Source organism: Amycolatopsis sp. NPDC004079 (assembly GCF_040610415.1).
Lineage (GTDB): Bacteria > Actinomycetota > Actinomycetes > Mycobacteriales > Pseudonocardiaceae > Amycolatopsis > Amycolatopsis halotolerans.
On record NZ_JBEXMH010000020.1, the window covers coordinates 68,230 to 84,601 of the forward strand.

Consider the following 16,372-nt stretch of genomic DNA (forward strand, 5'->3'; position numbering starts at 1 on the left):
TGACCAGCACTGACAGTTTAATGCCCTCCCTGCGTTCGCACCGAACGGGGTACGAGGAGTACACCACGCCGCATACCGCCAGCCAACGTCGGTGCACAGGATGGCCAACTGACCGCCTTGATCAAGCCAACCTGAGCCGCATCGCAACCACACCGCCCTGCCTTCCGGGCTCGGTGGCATCTCCCCGAAGGCCCTTAACTAGCGAGATCGAAGGGAGTCCCAACCACTGCGCCCCTGGGCTCAAGAAGCTTTCGACGCACACAACGGGAAATCCCGAAGACCTCGTTCCTGGACCGGCAGCCAGGACACGACGCTAACAGCCTGACCCGTGATCAACTCGGCAATCCAAGCGTGTGGATAGTGTGCAACTCGCCCCTCGGACACACACGTTAGACACACGGGGAGAGGCGGTCACAACGACCGCCTCTTTTTCATTGTCATAGCGGAGTTGCACGCCAAGGTCCTGGTAGACCCGCGTGATCCGCTCCGGGGTCCGCGAGTTCAACGCCCGGGCCACATCGTCCATCGAATCCGGCCGCGCGTACACCTCCGCCGCCTCGATCACGGTCGACTTAGGCAAGTGCTGCAACTCGGCGCGAGCCGCCTGCGCCGTGTTGATCGCCTCGACCACCGCGGCCGGATCCATGCTTGCCTCGATCGCCGCCTGATGTCGGCGCAACCGCGACTCCGCATCAGCCAACCGCTTCTCCGCAGACTCCCTACCGGTCGAGCGTGTCCCGCCCTGCGAAGCCACCTGCGCGGCGACCGTATCGTCCCGGTTCGCTGGGTCGAACACCTGACACAGCCAGCCGTTCACGACGTCTTCCCGCAGATTGACCGTCTTCGGATGGCTCTCCAACGCAGGCGATCCAGGTGTCAACGTCCGGGCCATGCACCGGTAGTACACCGTCTTCCGGATCGGCGCACCCTGCATCTTCCGACCGCAGATCTCGCAGCGAATCAGCCCCTCCAGCAGGTAGACGTTCTTCACCGCGGGACGGTCCCGCTCCAGCTTCGCAATCCCGCGCATCCCGCCAGCACCGCGCGACCGCCGCAGCAACCGCGTCTGAGCGAACGTCTCCACCGACACGATCTCCGGATCAGACTGCCGCCCCGACCAGACCACGGTGCCCGGATCCGACCGCCGGAACCGGACGACGTAACCGAACAGAGACCGCACGTCGTAGGATCTTGCGATCGGACGGACGGCGACGGAGGGATGCCTGCCATGACGGCGGACAGCGCACAGGACCCGCGCGCGGACGGCGCGGATCCGGGTGCCACCCGGACCGCGCGGGCCTACCGTGATCTTCGCGAGCTGATTCTTTCCGGGCAGTACGCGCCCGACGCGCGGTTGACCGAGTCCGAGCTGACCAGCCGGCTCGAGGTTTCGCGGGGCACTATCCGGTCGGTGCTGGCCCGGCTCGCGCAGGAGGGGTACGTCACGGCCGAGGCGAACCGCAGTGCGCGGACGCGGTCGTTTTCCGAGGACGAGGCGATCGAGATCCTCGAGACGCGCGAGATCCTGGAGGCGGCGCTCGCGGCGAAGGCGGCCGAGCGGGCCACGGACGAGGACATCGCCGCGATGACCGCGACCTGCGAGCGGATGTGGGCGGGCCGGGAATCCGACGGCCGGGACGAGTACTCCGCGCTCAACCGTTCCTTCCACGAGCAGGTGCGCGAGGCGGCACGGCAGTCGACGCTCACCCGGTTCGTCGACAGCCTGCTGTATCCGCTGGTGCTGCGGCAGTACCGCGACATGGACCGCTCGCGGCCGCGGGCGACAGTCGTCCACGAGCACGAAGCGATCCTCGCCGCCGTGGTCACGCATAATCCGGAGGCGGCGGCCGCGGCGATGCGTCATCACCTGTCCGCGGTCCGCCGCGCTCTCCAGTTGACGTTCTCCGGCGAGTAGGTCAGGACCAGAGCGCCACTGTCCACTCGGGATCCAGCACCACGCCGACGTCGTCGCCGGGGTGGATCCGCAGGTGCGCGTCGGCGTGGGCGCGGAATTCGACGTCTCCTACGGCGGCGACCACTTCGCGCCGGTCGCCGAGGTATTCGGTTGAGATGACGCGTGCTGGGAACCGGTTGGCCTCGTTGGTGTCCGGGGTCGCGGGGACGATCCGGACGTGCTCGGGGCGGATGCACACGTGCACGTCCCCGGTCCGCGCGGGCGGCGTCGCGAAGCGCGCACAGCGCAGGACTCCGAGGGCGGTTTTCACTTCGACCACCCGGTCTCCGGCACGCGGCGTGCTGGCGACGACTCCGGGGACGAGGTTCGCGCTGCCGACGAAATCGGCCACGAACCGCGAGGCGGGCGAGTCGTAGATTTCGTCGGGCGTGCCGATCTGCTCGACGCGGCCGCGGTTCATCACCACGATCGTGTCCGACATGGCGAGTGCTTCGCCCTGGTCGTGCGTGACGTAGATGGTCGTGACGCCGAACTTCTGCTGGAACGACCGCAGCTCGGCGCGCAGCTGGGCACGGAGTTTGGCGTCCAGATTGGACAGTGGCTCGTCCAGCAGCAGGACTTCCGGTTCGCACAGCAGGGCGCGCGCCAGTGCCAGGCGCTGTTGTTGCCCGCCGCTCAACTGGGTCGACCAGCGGTCCGCGTATTCGGACAGGCCCACCTGCTCGAGCATCGCCAGCACTCGGGTCCGCGCCTCGCCGCGCGAGCAGGTCTTGCGGCCGTAGCGGAGCGGGAAAGCCGCGTTGTCGAATACCTTCATGTGCGGCCAGATCCCGTAGGACTGCGGCACCATCGCGATCGGACGGTCCTCGGGCGCGACGTCGCGGCGGGCCGCCGAGGAGAAGACGGCCTTGCCGTTCATGGAGATTTCGCCGCGGTCGGCGCTTTCGAGGCCGGCGAGGCAGCGCAGGGTGGTGGTCTTGCCGCAGCCGCTCGGGCCGAGCATCGTGAAGAAACCGCCGCGGGGCACGGTGAAACCGACGTTGTCGACGGCGAGGCTCACCTCGTCGGACTGCTTCCGGGCGAACCGCTTTTCGAGGCCGGAGATCGCCACGGCGTGCTCGGTGTTCTGCATGGTCACGACACCTCAGATGTGTTGTTGGAAGCCGCGGCGGTTGACCCACCACACGGAACCGGCGGAAACGGCGAGCAGGAGCACGGCCAGCGCGCTGGCCTCGGGGTAGTTCGCGCTTTCGCCGATCATGTCCCACAGCAGCACGACGACAGTGCGGTTGTCCGAATTGGACAGCAGCAGCGCGATCGGCAGTTCTCCCAGCGCGTTCGCGAAAACCCAGAGCCAGGTGCGCGTCACCGACGGCGCGACGAGCGGGAGCACCACCCGGCGCAGCACGGTTCCGTGGCGTGCGCCGGAAACCCGGCCCACCTCTTCGAGCCCGCCGTCGAGCTGCAGCAGGGAGGTCTGCAGCATCCGCGACGCGCGCGGGATGTAGCGCGTGGTGAGCGCGATGACGATGATCCAGATCGTGCCGTAGACCGGGATCGGCAGGAACAGGTAGAGGAACAGCACCGCGACGCCGAGCACGACGCTCGGCACGGCGAACACGAGGAACGACAGGTCGAACAACGCCCTTCCGGCGCGGCCGCCCCGCGACGACGCCAGCGCGAGCCACAGGCCGAACGCGGCGGTGAGCGTCGCCGTGACGAGGCTGATGACCAGAGTGTTGACCACCGCATGGGTCAGGTTCGGGTCGGTGAAGATCGTCCCGTAGTTCGCGAGGCCGAGACTGCCGATGCTGTGCAGGCTGATCGGCTGCAGGAACGGCGTGAGGCTCGTCCACACGAGAGTGAGGATCGGGACGACGATCGCGACGAGCACGTAGAGCGCCACGATCGCGGCCGCCGGGTAGCGCCAGCGGCCCAGCCGCACCGGAGCTGACCGGTATCCCTTGCCGGTGACCACCTTGAAGCGGTGCGATTCCCGCGTCTGACGCCGGTAGAGCGCGATCATCACCAGGGACAGCAGCACCAGCAGGACGCCGTAGGCGCTCGCCAGCCCGTAGTCCGACATGCCCGACGGCGGTTGCAGCGCCGCCTGCACGAGACTGCTGAACACGAAGATCTGGTGCGGGGTGCCGAGGATCGACGGGATCGCGAACTCTTCGAGCGCGATGACCGACAGGAGCATCGCGGCCGCGCTCATCCCCGGCAGCGTGAGCGGGAGAACGATCTTGCGGGTGCGGGTCAGCCAGCCGGCTCCCGAAGTCGCCGCGGCCTCCTCGAATTCGAGGTTGAGGCGGGCGAAGGTCGGCGCGAGCATCAGGTACATGCTGGGGACGCCGAAGATCCCGGCCACCAGGATCATGCCGGGCAGCGAGTAGATGTCGACTGAGAGCCCGAACACGCGCTCGACGAGCAGCGCGAGCGGACCGTTGGCGGGGTTGGCCGCGAGCACCCACGCCACCGCCATCACGGTGGCGGGCACGCCCATCGGCGCCAGCGCGCTCGGTGCCAGCACGCGGCGGCCCGGCATGTCGGTGCGTTCGAAGAGATAGGCCAGGCTGACGCTGATCGCGAGCGCCACCGCGACGGTGCCGACCACGAAGATCGCCGAGTTGAGGGCGACTTCGAGCACGCGCGGCGAGGAGAAGATCTTGACGAAGTTGTCGAACGTGAACCCGGGGATGTCGAAGGGCAGCTTCAGTTCGCTGCTCTTGAGGCTGCTGTAGACCAGCATGCCGAGCGGGAACACCACGAGGTAGGCGAGGAACACGCCGACGGCGATGTTGACGCCGGTGCGGACGCGGCCGCGGCGGCGCGGGCGGACGGGATCGGCTGGCGGGCGCGGGGGTGCGGCGGGGGCGGCCCTGGTGGCGGACTGCATCGTCGGAGTCTCCAAGGGGATTTCAGTGCACGTCGGTGCCCAGGGCCTTCTCGACCTGGGGGAAGAAATCGGCGAACCGCTGGTACTGCCGGACATCGGTCTCGCTGCGCCACTGGACCCCGGCGGCGCAGAGCGCGCGGACGACGCGGTTGGCGGTGGCCGTCTTCGAGCAGTCGGTTTCGGTCGGGATGATCGAGTTGTAGCTGCCGGCGAGCGCCTTCTGCCCTTCGGCGGAGGCGAGGAAAGCCGTGAGCAGCCGCCCGGCCGCCGGGTGCGGCGAACCCTCGGGCACGAACAGGTAGGCCTTGTTGGCGTTGGTCGGCCCGATCGGGGCGACCGCGACCGGTGCGCCCTTGGCCTTGTCGGCCAGCACGAGGTTGATCAGATCGGTGCCGAGCGGGGTCTGCCCGGAGACGATGTTGGTGTGCGCCTGCGTGGTGTTGTCGGTGTAGTGCGGGCTCTGCTTGGCCAGCTTCGCGGAGAACGCCAGCCCGGGACCGGTGCCGAGCGTCTTGTCCTGCGCCCACACCGTCATGAACGAACCGCGCGACTCGATCGTCAGCTTGCCGCCGCCCCACCTCGGGTCAAGCACGTCATTCCAGCTGTGCGGTGCCGCGGCGGCGGGCACAGCGGTCGTGTTGTACGCCCAGACCTTCGGCACGGCCCACACATAGACGAAGTTGCCGTCGAAGATCTGGTTCCCTGGCACGTGGTACTGCGCCCAGTCGACCTTCGCGGCCATGTCCACCGAGGGCAGCACAGTGAGCCCGCCCGCGTTGGACACGTCGAAGCTGACGCGTCGCGCGGCCTGTTCGACGTTGAGCTGGGTGACGAGGTCCGGGGCTTTCTTGTTGGTGTATTTGACCGTGATGCCGGGATACTTTTTCTCGAACGCCTTGATCGCGGGCCGCATCTGGGCTTCCGGTTTCGGCGCGAACCAGATGACCTGGCCCTCTTTCTTCGCCGCCTGGTAAAGGTCGGCGAGGTTGTGCGCGTCCGGCGCGGGCGGCGGTTTGCTGCACGCCGCGCCGAGCAGCGTGAGCACGGCCGCCAAGGCGGCCAGCACGGGTTTCCGACGGGTACGCACGGTCCTCACTCTCCCCCCGCCGCGGCCGTCACGCCGTACAACCGGGCGGCGGTACCGCCCGTGACCAGGGCTTGCTGTGCGTCGTCGAGTGCTGGAAGCTGCGCCAGCACGAGGTTCGCCAACTCGCCGAGCGAGCCCGCCGAGGCAGGGAAGTTCGACCCCCACAGGACGTGGTCGGCGCCGAATTCCTCGACCAGCGTGCGGATGACCGGCGCGGCGGACCCGGCTTCGCGCTGAGCTCGCAGGACGGCGGGCGGGGTGAGCTTCACGAAGACCCGTCCGCTGTCGCGCAGCCTCGCGAGCGCCGGATACGGCGGTGTCCCGTCGCCGAGGTCGGGGCGGGCCGCGTGGTCGAGCACGACGGTCAGGCCCGGGTGCTGGTCGAGCAGTCCGGCCAGGATCGGGGTGTGCTTGGCGTGCATCTGGACGCAGACCGGGACGCGGCGGTCGGAGAGGAACTGCCACACCGGCGCCATCCGCTCGTCGTCGAGGCCGCGGCCGGGCGTCGGCACGGCGGTCGTCCCGTCGGCGGCTCGGATGCGGACGCCGGAGAAACCGCGTTCGTCGACCCAGTGCGAGAGGTCGTCGACAGCCTTGGGCGAGAGGAAGTCGACCGAGCAGACGCCGCTGAGCCGGTCGGGGTGCTGGGCAAGCTGGTCGGCGACGTAGCTGTTGTCGAAGCCGTAGACCGTCGAGGCCTGCACGACCACGAGGTGCTCCACCCCGGCGGCGTCCGCCTCGCGCAGCAAGCCGTCGATGTCAGTCGGGCGTTCGCGGGACCAGTCGGAGCGGTGTCCGCCGAGCGGCGCGGCGGGATACGCGGCGGGGTCCGGGGAAATGATGTGCGTGTGCGTGTCGACGCGGAACATGGCTCTGCTTTCGGTCGGCTCAGGCGAGGCGGGAAAAGTCGTCGAGGAGTTCGGCGACCGTCACCGGGGTGCGGATGACGTTCTGCTGCAGCGCGTAGTCGATCGCGACCTGCAGTCCGGCGACGAGTTCGTCGGTGACGCCGAAACGCAACGCGCGCACGCGCGGGCCGGGATCGGGGTCCGCGACCTTGCGCTCCGCGATCCGGGCGCCGAACGCCTCGTAGAGTTCGGCGACGGTGCCGGGCTCGGCTTCAAGCAGATCTCGGCGGACTGTGAGCAGGTGGTTGATCGGCACCGTCCCGTGCCGGGCGCCCCAGGCTTCTTCGGCCGCACGCCAGTCCGGGATGACCGGCACCAGCGGGCCTTCCGCGCCGTCGAGCGCGGGCGGGCCCAGGACGGCGGCGGAGACCTCGCCGCGACGCAGGACGTCGAGCACCTTTCCTTCGGTCCGCTCGACGTTCGCCGGCTCGGCGTACTCGGCGACGTGCGGGCCCTCGGTGGTCACCCAGGTGACGTCCTTGGCGTCGAGGCCGTACTCCTCGTGCAGGATGCCGCGCACCCACAGGCCGGTGGTCTGGCTGTAGGCGCGGACCCCGACCCGCTTCCCGGCCAGGTCGGCGGGGGCGAATTCGGCCGAGCCGGGCCAGCGGGTCAGCGAGTGGTGGTGGAAGTCGCCGCTGAGCACGACGGGAAGCAGAGCGATCGGCACGCCCGCTTCGCGCGCCTGCAGGAACGTGGCGAGGGCGAGTTCGCTGACGTCGTAACGGAGTTCCCGCACCATCGGCGCGAACGCCCGGTAGATCGGATTGACGTGCGAGACCTCGACGGGACGGCCGCCGGCGGCGAATCCGGAGGCGAGGAACTCCGTGTGCGGGTAGGCCTTCACCGCGACGGACAAGGTCCTGGACATGGGGGACGACTCCTTTGGCGCGCTGGAGCGGAGGGTGTCGGCGGCGGGCGCAGCGACCGGGCGGACACCCGAAATGTCGAACAGTGTCAGCGACCGTACGCGCCGAACTTCGGTGTTTCAACCTCTCCGGACTCAAATCGTCTAACAATCCGGCCCACCTCGTGATGCACTGACTCCACTCGGCTCGCCGCGATCATGCCTTCCACCTGCGGAAGGCTCGGTTTCGACTCTTGTCCTACAAGATTATTCAGAGCTTTCCGGGTGACTGAGAAAGATCCTTGTACAACAATGACTTCTTGCGGTCTGTCACGACCGCCTGCTACGGTCCGCCGCAAAGTTGTTAAACAATTTGGTGGCCGCCTCCCCTGCGGGACGGAGCCGCCGAGCGAGGGCAGAGCTGTGATCGAGATCGACGAGGAGATCCCCGTTCCCGCACCGCCGGAGCGGGTGTGGGCGGTCGTGTCCGACCCCGAAGCGGTGGTGTCGTGCATCAACGGAGCCGAACTCGGCGCCTCGCACGAGGACGGATCGTTCGACGGGACGCTGGTCGTCAAGTTCGGCGCGGTGCGCGTGCGGTTCGGTGCCCGCGTCGCGCTGGACCTGGACGAGCCCGAGCGCGAAGGACGGCTGTCGGCGAAGGGCCGCGACGGGCAGGGGGCCACCCGCTTCTCCGCGAACGCGACCTTCCGGGTCGTCCCGGATCCGGCGGCGGGCGGTTCGCGCGTCCGCGTGACCGGCCAGGTGAGCCTCGCGGGGAAGCTCGCGTCGCTCATCGAGGCGGGGGCCGGCGCGGTGGTTTCCCGGATGACCAAAGACTTTTCCGCCGAACTGGTGCGCAAGTGCACAGGCGGGACCGCGACCGAACCGCCCGCCCGTCCCTCGCTGTGGGCCCGGCTCCGGGATTGGTGGCAGCGGATTGTCCACAAGCGACAGAACGAGCGGAGCGAGGTGCGCAGTGGCCAGGCTGAATAGCGTGATCGGAGCCCTGGAGTCGGGGAAACCCGCCTTCGCGGCGTTCGCCCCGCCCGAGCCGTCGGCGGCGCTCGACTTCGCCGGCTCGGCCTACGACGGGCTGGTCTTCGAGGCCGAGCACAAACCGTGGGACGCGGCGAACCTGCGCGACAGCCTGCAGTACCTGCTGGACCGGCGGCGCATCTTCGAGTCCGGGACCCTCGCGCCGTCTCCGACCCCGTTCGTCCGGGTGCCGGTCAACGGCGCGGAACAGGGCCAGTGGCACGCGAAACAGGCGCTCGACCTGGGCGCGTACGGCATCGTCTGGCCGCATGTCTCCCGCGTCGAGGAAGCCCGCAACGCGGTGGCGGCCTGCCGCTACCCGAGCCTGCCCGGAACCGAACGCTTCGAACCGGCGGGTCTGCGCGGCGACGCGCCGGCCGCCGCCGCGCGCTACTGGGGACTGTCCACGCAGGACTACTACGCGAAGGCCGGCGTCTGGCCGCTCGACCCGGACGGCGAGATCCTCGTCGTGATCCAGATCGAGGACCAGCTCGGCATCGAGAACCTGCCCGCGATTCTCGGCGAGGTGCCGGGCATCGGGCTCGTGCTCATCGGCGAGGGCGACCTCAGCCAGGAACTCGGCGTGCCGCGGCAGCTGGAGCACCCGCTGATGGTCGAGGCCCGGCAGCGGATCGTCGCGATCTGCCGGGAGCACGACGTCGTCGTCGGGCATCCGCACGTCACCGCCCGCAACGCCGAACAGGTCCTCGACGAGGGCTACCGCTTCCTCATGACCGCACCGGTCCGCAGCTATCCCGGCCTCGACCGGGCCCGCGAGCTGGCCGGTCGCTGACCCTACCCAGGAGGAATCCCGTGATCATCGACTGCCACGGTCACTTCACGACCGCTCCGGCCGCGCTCGGCCGATGGCGCGATCGGCAGATCGCAAAGTTCGAAGCCACCGGTGCGCGCCACTCCCCCGACGAGTTGCGCATCGAAGACGAGGAGATCCGCGCCGCCATCGAGAACGGCCAGCTCAAGCTGCAACGCGAGCGCGGCACCGACGTCGCGCTGTTCTCGCCCGGTGCCGGGAAGATGGCGCACCATTACGGCGACGCCGAGACCAGCCGGGTGTGGTCGCGGGTGAGCAACGACCTCATCGCCCGTGTCTGCGGCCTGTTCCCGGACAACTTCGTCGGCGTGTGCCAGCTGCCGCAGTCGTCCGGGGACGCGCTCGCCGAGTCCGTCCGCGCGTCGGCCGCCGAGCTGGAGCGCTGCGTGACGGAACTCGGATTCGTCGGCTGCCTGCTCAACCCCGACCCGTCCGACGGGTACTGGCAGGCGCCGCCGCTGACCGACCGCGTCTATTACCCGCTGTACGAGAAGATGGCGGAGCTGGACGTGCCCGCGATGGTGCACGTCGCGATGTCGCGCAACCCCGCTGTGCAAGGCACCTGCGCGCACTACCTCAATGGCGACACCGCGGCGTTCATGCAGCTGTGCGAATCCGATCTGTTCACCGATTTCCCGACGCTGCGGCTGATCCTGCCGCACGGCGGCGGCGCGGTCCCGTACCACTGGGGCCGCTACCGGGGCATGATGCTCGACCGCGGCCGCCCGCCGCTCGAAGAAGCCTTGCTGGGCAACGTTTTCTTCGACACCTGCGTGTACCACCGGCGCGGACTGGAACTGCTCACCGACATCGTGCCCTCCGCGAACGTCCTGTTCGCCTCGGAGATGATCGGCGCCGTCCGTTCGGTCGATCCCGAGACCGGGCACCGGTTCGACGACACCCTGGCACTGCTGAATTCCCTCGATTCCCTCGGCCCCGCCGAACGGGAAGCCATCTACGGCGGCAACGCGCTGCGGGTATTCCCGCGCCTCGCCCGCCGCTTCGCGAAGCAGGAGGCCGCGCGGTGAAGGTCTACGAAGCACTGGCCGCGGCGTTCGCCGCCGAAGGCGTCACGGACGTGTTCGGCATGATGGGCGACGCCAACATGCACTGGATGAACGCGTTGGCCGGGCACGGAACCCGGCTCTACGAGGTGCGTCACGAGGGCTCGGGGCTCAGCATGGCGCACGGGTTCGCCCGCGCGTCGGGCCGTCCCGGCGTCGTCACCACGACGAGCGGGCCGGGCACCGCGCAGCTGGCCACCTCGATGCTGGTGGCGAGCCGCGCCCGCATTCCGCTGGTCGCGTTCTGCGGCGAAACCCCGCTCGGGGACGAAAGCGCGGTGCAGTATCTGGACCAGCGCCGGTTCGCCGCCGCGATCGAATGCGAGTTCCTGCAGGTCGCGAAGCCGGACTCGGCCGAAGAGATCGTGCGGCGCGCGTTCTACCTCGCCCGCACCGAGTCACGGCCGGTCATGATCAGCGCGCCGATCGACGTGCAACTGCAGGAATTCGAGGACGTCCTGCCGTATTCGCCGTCCACTGAACTGCTGCGAACCCCGGCGCTGCTGCCGAATCCGGCGAGCATCGAGCAGGCAGCGGAACTGCTCGCGGCGAGCAAACGGCCGGTGCTCATCGCCGGCCGCGGCGCCCGGAGCGCAGACGCAGCGGCGCAGGTCCTTGCGCTGCAACGGCAAACCGGTGCGCTCTTGGCGACTACGCTGCAGGCGAAGAACTGGCTGTACGGGCAGACCGAGTACCACGTCGGGATCGCCGGGCTGTTCGGCAGCAAGGTCGCGATGGAACTGCTGCAGGAAGCCGATTGCGTGGTCGCGGTCGGCGCGAGCCTGAACCACTACACGATCGAGAGCGGCTATCTCTTCCCGGACGCGAAGTTCGTGCAGATCGACACCGCGCCGCACGTCGTGATGGGCAACGGCCGCGTCGCGGACAGCTACGTCCAGGCCGACGCGGTGACCGGGCTGGACGCACTGACCACCGCGCTGGAACGACGCGGCGTCGAACTCGAAGGCTTCCACACCGCCGAGGTGCACGCCCGGCTCACCGCCCCGCTCGTGGACCCGGCCGAATACCGCCGCGAACCCGGCCTCCTCGACCCGCGCGAGGCGATCGCGGTCATCGACGCCGAACTGCCCGGCGAGATCGGCCTCGTGCTCGGCAGCGGGCACCAGACGGACTTCGGCACCATGCTGTTCCAGCGTTCGCGCGAGGTCACGTCCAACTACGGGATGTTCGGCGCAATCGGACAAGCCCCGCTGCTGACCATCGGCGCCGCGGTCGCCAAGCGCGAACCGGTGTTCGTCGTCGAGGGCGACGCGAGTTTCCTCATGCACCTGCCCGAATTCGAGACCGCCTGCCGCTACGAGCTGCCGGTGCTCGTCGTGGTGATGAACGACGAAGGACTCGGCGCCGAGTACCACAAGGCGAGCGCCAAGGGACTCGATCCCGCACTCGCCGTCATCCCGACGCCCGAACTGGGCGCGGTAGCCCGGGCACTGGGCGGTGGCGGCGCGACCGTCCGCAACGTCGAGGAACTTCGCGCCGCGCTGGGCGAATACGTCCGCGAACCGCGGCCGACCGTGATCGACGTCCGGATCACCCGTGACGTGCTGAGCGTGCCATACCGCCGGATCCAGTACGGCGAGGACGTGTGAGCGTGCCTCACCAGGAAAGGAAGCCCGACATGAAGATCGTGCTCGGCCGCGACGACCTCGCGGCCGCCGCGCTGGAAGCCGCCGAGGTCTCCGGAGTGTCTTCCGAACGGCTCGACATCCGTCCCGTGCACAAAGCCTCGCGAGCATTCGTCAACGACGGTGCGGCCGACGTGTGCGAGCTGGCCATCGTGACGCTTCTGCAGGCGGTCGCGTACGGCAAGCCGGTGGCGCTGCTGCCGATCACCGCGCTCGGCCGCCACCAGCACCAGACCCTGGTGACGCTCGGCGAGCCCGGATTGGCCGCCGTGCGCGGGAAAACCGTCGGCGTGCGGTCGTGGAGCCAGACCACCGGCGTGTGGCTGCGCGGGTTCCTCGCCGACGACTACGGCCTCGAGCTGTCCGAAGCGGACTGGATCGCCTACGAGGACGGCCACGTGCCCGAGTACTCCGATCCGGCGTGGACGAAGCGGGCTCCCGAAGGCTCGAAACTGCCCGCCGACTTCCTCGACGGCAAGCTCGACTACGGGATCATGGGCAACGAACTGCCGTCTGACGACCGCATCCGCACCGCGATCCCGGACGCGCTGGCGGTGGCCGAGAAGTGGGCCGAGCGCAAGGGTTTCGCCCCGATCAACCACGTCGTCGCATTCGATCCGGCGGCCGACGCCAAGGCTGTCCTCGCGATCTACGACGCGCTGGCCGCGCAAGTGCGCACCGGCCCGGCCGGACTCAATCCCGTCGGGTTCGAGGGGCTGCGCGGACCGGTCACCGAGGTCGCCCGATACGCCTTCGAGCAACAGGTGCTCCCCCGCGCCGTCTCGTTCGACGAACTCGTGGACCGGACGTGCGAAGCGCTGGGCGTGTCCGCGTCGCGGCTCGGCTGAACCCAGGAAGGAAAGGCACGACATGGAAAAGCTTTCGGTGGTCCTCGGGGACTACGCGCACGGACGCGCGCTGCTGAACGGCGACGTCGAGATTCCCGGTCACGCGGTGGAACCGGTCGAGGTGACGCCGGTGATCGGCGCGTACCGCCGGATGATCCGCGACCTCGAGTTCGACGTGTGCGAACTCGCGCCCACCTCCTACCTGATGGCCCGGCAGGCAGGCGTCGCGCTGACCGCGATCCCGGTCTTCCTCAACCGCCGCTTCCACCACGCCGACGTGCAGTGCGGCGCGGCGTCCGGAATCCGTTTCCCCGCCGATCTGGCGGGCACCCGGATCGGCGTGCGCGCCTACACCGTCACCACCGGCGTCTGGGTGCGCGGGATCCTCCACGACGAATACGGCCTCGACCTCGGCTCGGTGACCTGGGTCGTCGACGACGAGGACCACATCGAGCGCCGCGCGCCGTCGAACGTCGAGCACCTCACCGACGGCCGGTCGCTCAGCGAACTGCTGCGCGCTGGGGACATCGACGCCGCGCTGAGCGGAAACGCGGGCACGGGCCGGGCCGGTGCGCCGCGAGCCGGGTGGTCGGCACCGTCAGAGTCCACAGAGGACGGTCCTTATCCGCTGTTCCCCGATCACGAGGTGCTCGCACTGGATTGGCATCTGCGCACCGGGATCTACCCCCTGCACTCGGTGATCGCGGTACGCAGCGAGCTGGTCGAACGCGACCCGGACCTGCCGACCGCGCTGTACGCCGCCTTCGCCGAGAGCAAGCGCCGCCAGGTCGAAGCGGATCCGGAATGGTCGGCACTGCCCCGGCTGGGCAAGCAAGCCCGGCAGCTCGGCGCCGATCCGATCCCGTACGGCCTGGGCGCCAACGACGCGAGCCTGCGGGCGCTCGTGGAGTTCTCGCGGGCACAGGGCCTGCTCGACGCCGACTTCCCCGCCGAACCGCGGCATCTGTTCGCCGACGGTGACTACCCGGACGCCTGAAAGGTGCTGTTCATGGACATCATCGACACCCATTGCCACGTCGTCTCCGCCGACCTCGCCCGCTATCCGCGCGCTCCGCTAGGCGGCAAGCAGTCGGGCTGGGCCACCACCCGACCGGTCACCGCCGACGGGATGGCGCAGCGGATGGACGAGGCGGGCATCGCGCACGCAGTGCTGGTCCAAGCCACGACCGCGTACGGCTACGACAACTCCTACGTCCTCGACAGCCGCACCCAGCGCCCGGACCGGTTCCTCGCGGTCGGCACCGTGGACCCGCTGCGACCGGACGCGGCCGAACATCTTGAGAAGGTCACCAGCGGCGGCTTGTCCGGCGTGCGATTGTTCACCAGCGGCAGCACTGTTCCCACTCAGGGCGAGTGGTTCGCCGCCCCGGAAACCTTCCCGTTCTGGGAAAAAGCCGCCGAACTCGGCGTGACCGTGTGCCTGCAGATGCGGCTCGGCCCGGCGACCGCGCACCTGGACGCACTGCTGGACCGATTCCCTTCGGTCCAGGTCTTGCTGGACCACCTCGGCTACCCGGACATCGCGGCCTCGCCGGGAGACGCCGGTTCGGCGGTCGCGAAGCTGGCCGTGCACCCGGGCCTGCACCTCAAGCTGACCCACCGCAACCTCGAACCCCTGCACGCGGCCGGAAAGGAAGCGGCGGCGTTTCTCGACCCCGTCCTGACGTCGTTCGGCGCGCAGCGGATCGCGTGGGGCTCGAATCTCCCCGCGGCGGAGCAATCCCTGCCCGAACTCGTCACGCTCGCCCGCGAGGTTCTCGGGGAAGTCCCGGAGGCCGAACAGCGGGAGATCTTCGGCGGCACGGCGCGGCGGCTGTATCCAGGACTGCCGGGCTAGGCGCCGCATGGTCGACAGCGACAGCCGCACCACGCGCTACAGCCAGGTCTACGAGGAGCTGCGGACCGTGCTGCTCTCCGGTGCCTACGAGCCGAACACCCGGCTGACGGAAGCGGATCTGACCACCAGGTTCGAGGTCTCCCGCGGCACGATCCGTTCGGTGCTGGTGCGGCTGGCGCAGGAGGGATACGTCACCAGCGAGGCCAACCGAGGGGTCCGCACGCGCAGCTTCACCCTGTCGGAGGCCGCGGACATCCTCGAAGCCCGCGAAACCCTGGAGGCGGCGCTGGCGGGCAAAGCCGCGGAACGGGCGACCGACCTGGAAATCGCCGAACTGCGCGCGACGCTGGAGGGAATGGAAGCGGCGCAGGGAAAGAGCGACCAGGCCGCCTATTCGAGGGGCAACCGGGCGTTCCACCAGCAGGTCAAAGCTGCCGCGCACCAAGCGACGCTGGCACGGACGTACGACACGCTGCTCTATCCCTTAGTGATGCGCCAGTATCGCAACATCTCGGCGCAGCACCCTCGAGCAGGTTCCCTCACCGAGCACCGCGCGATCCTGCTGGCGATCGTCACCCGAAACCCGGAGGCGGCGGCCGCGGCGATGCGCCACCACGTCGGTTCCGCCCGGCGCGCGCTGCTGCTCGACCGGGGGCCGGCCCGGGAATGAACGGACCGGTCCTCGTCGCGTTCGACGGTGCCCCGGCAGCGGAGCACGCGCTGTCGTGGGCAGCCGCGGCGGCCGCCCGCCGTGGCGCACGCCTCGTGGTCGCCGCGACGACCTGGTGGCCCGTCACGCTCGAACCCATGCAGCCGAGCACGTCCTTGGTCCCGCCCGGTTGCCTCGACCGGGCGATCGCTTGCCTGCCCGGGAACACCGTGTCCAGCGTCGAGCCCGGCTGCGTCGGCGAACTGCTCGCTTGCGCGGCCGGACTCGACGCCTCGCTGATCGTGCTGGCCGCAGGGAGCCAGGCTCCGTGGCGAGCCCTTGTGCGGGGTGCCGACCGGCCGCTCGCTTTCGTGGGACCCGCCGCCGGGCCGGTGGCGGTGGAGGTGCGTGCCCGGCGCGTGTGCACCGACGCGTGGACCCTTGCCTTCGACCTCGCCCGCGCTGCCGGAGGAGATCTGAAGATCCTGCACACTGCCGGCACGTGGCATCTCCCCCGCGCGGCCGACCTCGCCGGTTCCGTGGTGGCCGAGCTGGCAGGGTGGATGGCCTCGTATCCGGACGTCGCGATCACCTACCGGTTCACCGCTGCCCCGCGCATCCGAACTCTCCTCCGCTGCTCCCGCGCGGCGGCAGTCCTGTTCCCGGCCCGATGAGAACCCTGCCCGCCGGTTTCCGTCGAGGAACATCCAGCAGGGCAGGCGAATGGCCGCGGGACACGGACCGGAGTGCGCGATTCGGTCCGTGTCCCCGTCGTTCCGTC

Annotated in this window: 16 protein-coding genes; 10 read left to right on the forward strand and 6 right to left on the reverse strand. The window is 69.4% G+C overall.

Annotated elements, in window-relative coordinates:
* Positions 1–313 precede the first annotated feature (313 nt).
* Complete coding sequence (locus tag ABZX37_RS21820; protein ID WP_354742149.1) at positions 314–1,180, reverse strand: zinc ribbon domain-containing protein; 867 nt, start codon at positions 1,178–1,180, stop codon at positions 314–316.
* A gap of 48 nt (positions 1,181–1,228) precedes the next feature.
* Between ABZX37_RS21820 and ABZX37_RS21825 the strand changes: the two genes are divergently transcribed.
* Positions 1,229–1,915 (forward strand): GntR family transcriptional regulator, encoded by a 687-nt coding sequence (locus ABZX37_RS21825; RefSeq protein WP_344284268.1) that lies wholly within the window; start codon positions 1,229–1,231, stop codon positions 1,913–1,915.
* Between the two features lies 1 nt (position 1,916).
* On the opposite strand, the gene ABZX37_RS21830 is transcribed toward ABZX37_RS21825, so the two are convergent.
* From ABZX37_RS21830 to ABZX37_RS21850, 5 genes are read right to left on the reverse strand one after another with little or no spacing between them, the layout of a single operon-like run.
* Positions 1,917–3,047: an ABC transporter ATP-binding protein gene (locus tag ABZX37_RS21830; protein WP_354742151.1), complete on the reverse strand. Its 1,131-nt coding sequence runs from the start codon at positions 3,045–3,047 to the stop codon at positions 1,917–1,919.
* Between the two features lie 12 nt (positions 3,048–3,059).
* Positions 3,060–4,814, reverse strand: coding sequence for an iron ABC transporter permease (locus ABZX37_RS21835; protein ID WP_354742153.1), 1,755 nt, complete (start codon positions 4,812–4,814; stop codon positions 3,060–3,062).
* A 22-nt stretch (positions 4,815–4,836) separates the two neighbouring features.
* Complete coding sequence (locus tag ABZX37_RS21840) at positions 4,837–5,901, reverse strand: ABC transporter substrate-binding protein (protein WP_354742155.1); 1,065 nt, start codon at positions 5,899–5,901, stop codon at positions 4,837–4,839.
* 5 nt (positions 5,902–5,906) lie between these two features.
* Positions 5,907–6,770 carry an amidohydrolase family protein gene (locus tag ABZX37_RS21845; protein ID WP_354742157.1) on the reverse strand — a complete coding sequence of 288 codons (864 nt, stop codon included), beginning with the start codon at positions 6,768–6,770 and terminating at the stop codon, positions 5,907–5,909.
* 19 nt (positions 6,771–6,789) lie between these two features.
* Positions 6,790–7,680 carry a hypothetical protein gene (locus ABZX37_RS21850; RefSeq protein WP_354742159.1) on the reverse strand — a complete coding sequence of 297 codons (891 nt, stop codon included), beginning with the start codon at positions 7,678–7,680 and terminating at the stop codon, positions 6,790–6,792.
* Between the two features lie 399 nt (positions 7,681–8,079).
* On the opposite strand from ABZX37_RS21850, the gene ABZX37_RS21855 reads away from it, so the two are divergent.
* Genes ABZX37_RS21855 through ABZX37_RS21895 form a run of 9 tightly spaced genes read left to right on the forward strand, consistent with a single transcriptional unit; the run spans position 8,080 to position 16,265 of the window.
* The gene (locus ABZX37_RS21855) at positions 8,080–8,652 is read left to right on the forward strand and encodes an SRPBCC family protein (RefSeq protein ID WP_344284250.1); all 573 of its coding nucleotides are present in this window, start codon (positions 8,080–8,082) and stop codon (positions 8,650–8,652) included.
* A 1-nt stretch (position 8,653) separates the two neighbouring features.
* Complete coding sequence (locus tag ABZX37_RS21860) at positions 8,654–9,487, forward strand: aldolase/citrate lyase family protein (RefSeq protein ID WP_354742161.1); 834 nt, start codon at positions 8,654–8,656, stop codon at positions 9,485–9,487.
* Between the two features lie 20 nt (positions 9,488–9,507).
* On the forward strand, positions 9,508–10,554 hold the full coding sequence (locus ABZX37_RS21865) for an amidohydrolase family protein (protein ID WP_354742163.1): 1,047 nt from the start codon (positions 9,508–9,510) through the stop codon (positions 10,552–10,554).
* Positions 10,551–12,200, forward strand: a complete 1,650-nt coding sequence (locus ABZX37_RS21870) for a thiamine pyrophosphate-binding protein (protein ID WP_354742165.1) — start codon at positions 10,551–10,553, stop codon at positions 12,198–12,200. Before ABZX37_RS21865 ends, ABZX37_RS21870 begins: the two co-directional genes overlap by 4 nt.
* A 29-nt stretch (positions 12,201–12,229) precedes the next feature.
* The gene (locus ABZX37_RS21875) at positions 12,230–13,084 is read left to right on the forward strand and encodes a hypothetical protein (protein ID WP_354742167.1); all 855 of its coding nucleotides are present in this window, start codon (positions 12,230–12,232) and stop codon (positions 13,082–13,084) included.
* A gap of 22 nt (positions 13,085–13,106) precedes the next feature.
* The gene (locus tag ABZX37_RS21880; protein WP_354742169.1) at positions 13,107–14,081 is read left to right on the forward strand and encodes a hypothetical protein; all 975 of its coding nucleotides are present in this window, start codon (positions 13,107–13,109) and stop codon (positions 14,079–14,081) included.
* Between the two features lie 12 nt (positions 14,082–14,093).
* On the forward strand, positions 14,094–14,942 hold the full coding sequence (locus ABZX37_RS21885; protein ID WP_354742171.1) for an amidohydrolase family protein: 849 nt from the start codon (positions 14,094–14,096) through the stop codon (positions 14,940–14,942).
* Between the two features lie 7 nt (positions 14,943–14,949).
* Positions 14,950–15,612, forward strand: a complete 663-nt coding sequence (locus ABZX37_RS21890; protein ID WP_354742173.1) for a GntR family transcriptional regulator — start codon at positions 14,950–14,952, stop codon at positions 15,610–15,612.
* Positions 15,609–16,265: a universal stress protein gene (locus tag ABZX37_RS21895; protein WP_354742175.1), complete on the forward strand. Its 657-nt coding sequence runs from the start codon at positions 15,609–15,611 to the stop codon at positions 16,263–16,265. The genes ABZX37_RS21890 and ABZX37_RS21895 overlap by 4 nt, the downstream gene beginning before the upstream one ends.
* Positions 16,266–16,372: the final 107 nt, after the last annotated feature.